Raw genomic sequence first — 5,064 nt, 5'->3', positions numbered from 1 at the left:
CTCAGCCGTCGGTGATGCAGCCGTGGCTGGCGTCCTCGACGTTCTTGATGTATTTCCAGAGCGCGCCGCTGCTGGCTTTGAGAGGTGGTGCGGTCCATTCGCTCTGACGGGCGGCCAGTTGTTCATCGGATAGGTCGACGGTGAGAGCGTGGGTTTCGTCGTCGATCGTGATTGTGTCGCCGTCCTGGACTAACGCGATCGGGCCGCCGTCCTGTGCCTCCGGCACGACGTGGCCGATGATGAAGCCGTGGCTTCCTCCCGAGAAGCGTCCGTCGGTGATAAGCGCAACTTGGTCGATGAAACCGGCCCCTGCCAGGGCACTTGTTGGAGTGAGCATTTCGGGCATACCGGGCCCTCCCTTGGGGCCTTCGTAGCGGATGACGATGACATCACCCGATGTGATCACGCCCTGCTCAAGTCCCGCCAACATGTCCTCTTCGTTGTCGAACACCCGGGCCGGTCCGGTGAACTGGAGCCCCTGTTTTCCGGTGACCTTACCGACCGCGCCACCCGGCGCCAGGTTGCCCCGCAGGATGCTGATATGACCTCGTTCCTTCACTGGTGCGTCGACGGTCGCGATGACGTCTTGACCCTCAGTCAGATCCGGCACCGTCTCGAGGTTCTCTGCGATGGTCTGACCGGTGACCGTGAGCTGTTCACCATCGATCAGATCCTGTTCCAACAGGTACCGCATCACTGCGGGGACACCCCCCACCTCGTGTAGGTCGGCCATAACGTAGCGACCCGACGGTTTGAGGTCTGCGAGAAGCGGAACCCGGGAGGCTGTTGCCTGCCAATCATCGATGGTTAACTCCAGCTCGAAGGCCCGCGCCATGGCGATCAGATGGATCACTGCATTGGTTGATCCGCCCAGCGCCATGGTCACTACCATTGCGTTCTCCAGCGAGCCTCGGGTTACGATCCGGCGCGGTCTGAGGTCAGCCTCGAGTAGGCCCCGCATGGCGCGGCCGGCCCGAACGCATTCGTCGATTTTGGCTGGGTCGACGGCCGCGGTGCTTGATGAGTAGGGCAGACTCAGACCAAGAGCCTCGATGGCGCTGGCCATGGTGTTCGCTGTGTACATGCCTCCACATGCACCAGCGCCGGGGCAAGCGTGGGCGACGATGGCCTCGCGCTCCGCCTCGGTGATCGAACCAGCCAGGGATTGGCCGTAGCTCTGGAACGCCGAGACGATGTCGAGCTTTTCCTCGACGCCGCCGATCATCGTTGAGCCCGGCCGGATCGTTCCGCCGTAGACCATTATGGCGGGCCGATCGAGCCGACCCATAGCCATCACACACCCGGGCATGTTTTTGTCGCAGCCCGGCAGCGCGACCAGGCCGTCGTACCACTGCGCTGCCATCACCGTTTCTATCGAGTCGGCGATGAGATCACGGCTGGGCAACGAGTACGACATCCCGTCAGTGCCCATCGATATCCCGTCGGACACACCGATTGTGTCAAACCGCATCCCGACCAGGCCCGACTCCACCACGCCGCGCTTCACATGGTCCGCTAAGTCTGCAAGATGCATGTTGCATGGGTTCCCCTCATACCAGCATGACGCAACACCCACCTGCGCTTTCTGAAGATCGGCAGGGGTCAGACCGGTCGCGTAGAGCATGGCCTGGGAGGCGCCTTGGCTCGGTGGTTGGGTTATGCGAGACGAGTAACGATTTAGGGTGACGGACTGTTCAGCCATGGCGCGAACTTACCGCCTCTCAGGCTGCATGGCACCATGATCGCGTCGGGATCTAGCCGGTGAGCCTTCCAGAGCGTCGAAGAAAAGTGCTCCACATATCTGGCTACTGCGCTCGGCGGGGATTGGCGAGGGCGTGGGTAATCCTGTGGTCCTAGGCCTCGATGAAGATGCACTCTCCTGGGCATTCTTCGGCGGCTTCGATGACCGCGTCCAATAGGCCGTCAGGAAATCGCGCAGTGCCTTCGGCTCCGCCAGGGTTGGCGACACCGTCGAACAGCTTCTCCGTGCCGAAGTTCTCCGGGGATTCCTTCACATAGAAAAGACCGTCGTCCATCCCGAAGAACACGTCAGGGGCGATTTCCTCGCAGAGCCCGTCGCCGGTACACAGATCTTGGTCAATCCATACCTTCATGGTGAACTCCTTGACTGCAGGTCGATGGGATATTGGCTCCATCAACAAGCCCGACCGCCGTCGAGCCTGAGGGTGTCATTAATACGTCTGCGCTGGTCAGATAGGGGTGGATAGATGGCCGCCCAGTGGGTTTACAACCCGAGGAAGCGCTTTGCCCTTACGCAGGTTAGCCACCCGAACTCAATATTCAAGCTTCCTCGCTGTTAGAAGAACTATTGACGTCATGGGTCGGCATTGCCCGGTAGCGAACAACTATCAGTGGTGAGCCGGTGCAGGGGCCGTCGAACGTTCGTTACTTCTGCGTGAGTATGAAGTATCTTCCCGCAGGTTTGGCGGGGTTCGGTCGGTAGACGTACCTTTCCCCCTGGTCCAGTTCCTCCTCATACAGGACTTCCTCGCGGCCGTTGACCGTGACGGCCAACGCGTAGATGTCTGGCCCGGGCAAATAAAACTTCGCGATGCCCTGACGATTTGTCTTGGATCGGCTCAGTCCTGCAAGCAACACATCCGCGCCTGCCACTGGGGCATCGTGTTCGTCGAGTACCAACAACGTCGCAGTCTGGCGTGGCGAAAAACGAACGGCTAGGAACTGCTTGAGCCACCCCGCACGACCAGGGACGGTTCCCTTCGGCATCGCGTCGAGTACATCTTTCTCGTAGCCCACTTGTTTCGGTGTGCTCCAATTCGGACCGTACTTGCAGCGGAGGTACGTCTCGGGCGGGCTCGGAACGAGATACGTGTCGCCGATGAAATCGACCTCGGTCAATTCGGTGAACAGGCTGATGGGGATGGGTATCCCCGGATAGTGAGGAATTGTTCCGTTGATTACCTGGTAGATCTTCCAATCGATTCGGATCCGATACTTCATGATTTTCACTGTTGTATCGAGCTCGTCGTCGGAGACCTCGACGTAGCAACCGTTCGCACGGAAGGACTCGATTGTGGGCTCGATTAGGTCCTTGGTGAACCCGTGCATGTCGATGATGGATCCGAGGTCCAGGTCATCATCCCATGGGATCAACGTGTGTTCTCTCACCGCGCCTAGGCAGGTACCTTGCCGGAGGAAAAAGACCACTCCGTGGGTGTCAAATATCTGCTTCGCCTCCCGTAGCAGCTTCTCTCCGTTTAGCGGGTCCATCGGAGGGATCGACTTCATTAATTGGTCCATGAGGGCGGAGTTCTCTTCGTCGCTTGTTTCCATATCCTCTTCCTTTTCGGCGTTACGTGGTGGCTGCGGCTAAAGCAGAGCCGCAAGAGCCCTTACGAGTTGGTGGTTCTCCTCCGGCGTGCGTGATGCGATCCGCAGATAACGATCGGCTTCGGGCATACTCTTGGCCGCGCAGTCCTTGATCAGGATGTTGTGCTCGACGTACATGCGCCGAGCGATTTGTGGCCCTGTAACTGAATCGCCGACGAGCTTGCAGAGAACAAAGTTCGCGTCCGGCTCGACCGGCACGATCCCCGGTAGCGCGAGCAGCTCCGCGTACAACTCCGCGCAACTTGAGCGAGTCAGGTCGCAGCTCTCCGAGAATTCGTTTCGATAACGCCCGACAGTGCGAAGAAATTCCTCAGCCAGCCCGTTGATGTTCCAGATCGGCAAGCTGGCGCGGATGGTCTTGATGAACTCTTGGTCAGCACTGAGAACGTAACCAATGCGAAGTCCGGCGATTCCGAACACTTTGCTCATGCTTTTGATCACGACCAGGTTGGTGATCGAATCGACCATATCTTCCACGCTTCCGGCCACCCCGGCTTTGGAGAACTCGATGAAAGACTCATCAACTATCAGCCGGCAGTTCCCAGCCTCCAAACGACGCGCCAGCCTGAGTAACTCGCCGGGTGGCACCGAGACCGCAGTCGGGTTATTTGGTGTGACGACAACTGCGGTATCAGATCCCCACCGAAGGGCGGACTCTGCGAACGCGTCGACATCTAGTTCGAACGTCCCTGGCTCGAGCGGGAAACGGTTGAGCCCATCCGGGGTGATCACTTCTTCATACTCATTGAACGAGGGTGTCGGAATCGTCAGACGCTGCACAAACTGATTCCCAAGAATCTTGATCAGTTCTGCGGCACCGTTGGCCACCGCGAGGTGGTCAGGCTTGGCTCCGACCCACATGGCAGCGAGACGAGCAAGTTCGGATTGACCGACGGGATAGTTCGTGACGATGTTTCGAAGATCGCCCTGGAACACTTCGAGCATGCTCGCTGGAGGGAAGTGCATGTTGTACAGGTACGAATGGTCCGTAAAGCCGTACCGCCAGTACGAGCCGTACAGCTCTTGAACGCGGTCGAATTGCGCGTCGCGGTCCAGGAACAGGAACTCGGCAACACCCACATCGCGATGGTCATCGATCTCGCACCAACGACTCGCTGACACATCGACCGCGGCCAACTCGGTCAGGGTCTCGTCCCTCACGCAGTCACCGAAGATGCTCTCGTAGTAATCATGCACATGTCCGGCCTCGATCGCCCGGCAAAGCCGCGGGACCACTTGGTCGCGGAGCAACTCCTCGCGAAGCAGATAGATGTTGACAGTCTTGAACGTCACGCTGGCATCGAGATACTCATCCTGATCAGCAGGGAGCACGAAACTCGTGACATGCCCGCGCTCATCACGTCGTACCACCGTTCCCGAGAGCCCTCGGTGGTAGGGCGCGACCGCGATGCTGCTGCCCGGCTGCTGGAGCAATGCGCCGATAACAGATGGGTCAAACGCGACATCCGCTTCGATCAGCAAGACATCCTCATCGAGGTATTTTCGAGCGTCCCAAAGTGAGCGGATGTTGTTCGTCGTCTCAAAGTCGGGCGCCTCGACGTAACGGATGTCGACCCCCGCGAAGCGGGAGCCGATTCGTTCGCGAACCGCCTCGCCCCTGTAGCCAACGACGATTACCGCTTCAGCGACGCCTTGCGAGGCGAGCGCGTCCAAGGCGCGCTCAAGTAAAGA

The 5,064-nt window shown here is 59.2% G+C and carries 4 protein-coding genes; all 4 read right to left on the bottom strand.

Annotated features, from left to right (window positions below):
* Position 1 precedes the first annotated feature (1 nt).
* The gene (ilvD, locus tag OSA81_13280) at positions 2-1,702 is read right to left on the bottom strand and encodes a dihydroxy-acid dehydratase (GenBank protein MDE0899974.1); all 1,701 of its coding nucleotides are present in this window, start codon (positions 1,700-1,702) and stop codon (positions 2-4) included.
* Positions 1,703-1,853: 151 nt separating this feature from the next.
* The gene (locus tag OSA81_13275) at positions 1,854-2,114 is read right to left on the bottom strand and encodes a ferredoxin (GenBank protein ID MDE0899973.1); all 261 of its coding nucleotides are present in this window, start codon (positions 2,112-2,114) and stop codon (positions 1,854-1,856) included.
* 292 nt (positions 2,115-2,406) lie between these two features.
* On the bottom strand, positions 2,407-3,315 hold the full coding sequence (locus tag OSA81_13270; protein ID MDE0899972.1) for a LicD family protein: 909 nt from the start codon (positions 3,313-3,315) through the stop codon (positions 2,407-2,409).
* A 36-nt stretch (positions 3,316-3,351) separates the two neighbouring features.
* Positions 3,352-5,064 (bottom strand): aminotransferase class I/II-fold pyridoxal phosphate-dependent enzyme (locus OSA81_13265; GenBank protein MDE0899971.1); only part of this gene is annotated, 1,713 nt, incomplete at its 5' end.

It is taken from the genome of Longimicrobiales bacterium (assembly GCA_028823235.1).
Taxonomy (GTDB): domain Bacteria; phylum Gemmatimonadota; class Gemmatimonadetes; order Longimicrobiales; family Gaopeijiaceae; genus UBA2589.
The sequence above is the reverse complement of the archived record's forward strand: the minus strand, read 5'-3'. Positions and strand labels throughout refer to the sequence as shown.

Bases quoted from the DNA above. Each gene is read 5' to 3' on its own strand.
- ilvD (MDE0899974.1), bottom strand. From the start codon at position 1,702: ATGGCTGAACAGTCCGTCACCCTAAATCGTTACTCGTCTCGCATAACC.
- OSA81_13270 (MDE0899972.1), bottom strand. From the start codon at position 3,315: ATGGAAACAAGCGACGAAGAGAACTCCGCCCTCATGGACCAATTAATG.
- OSA81_13275 (MDE0899973.1), bottom strand. From the start codon at position 2,114: ATGAAGGTATGGATTGACCAAGATCTGTGTACCGGCGACGGGCTCTGC.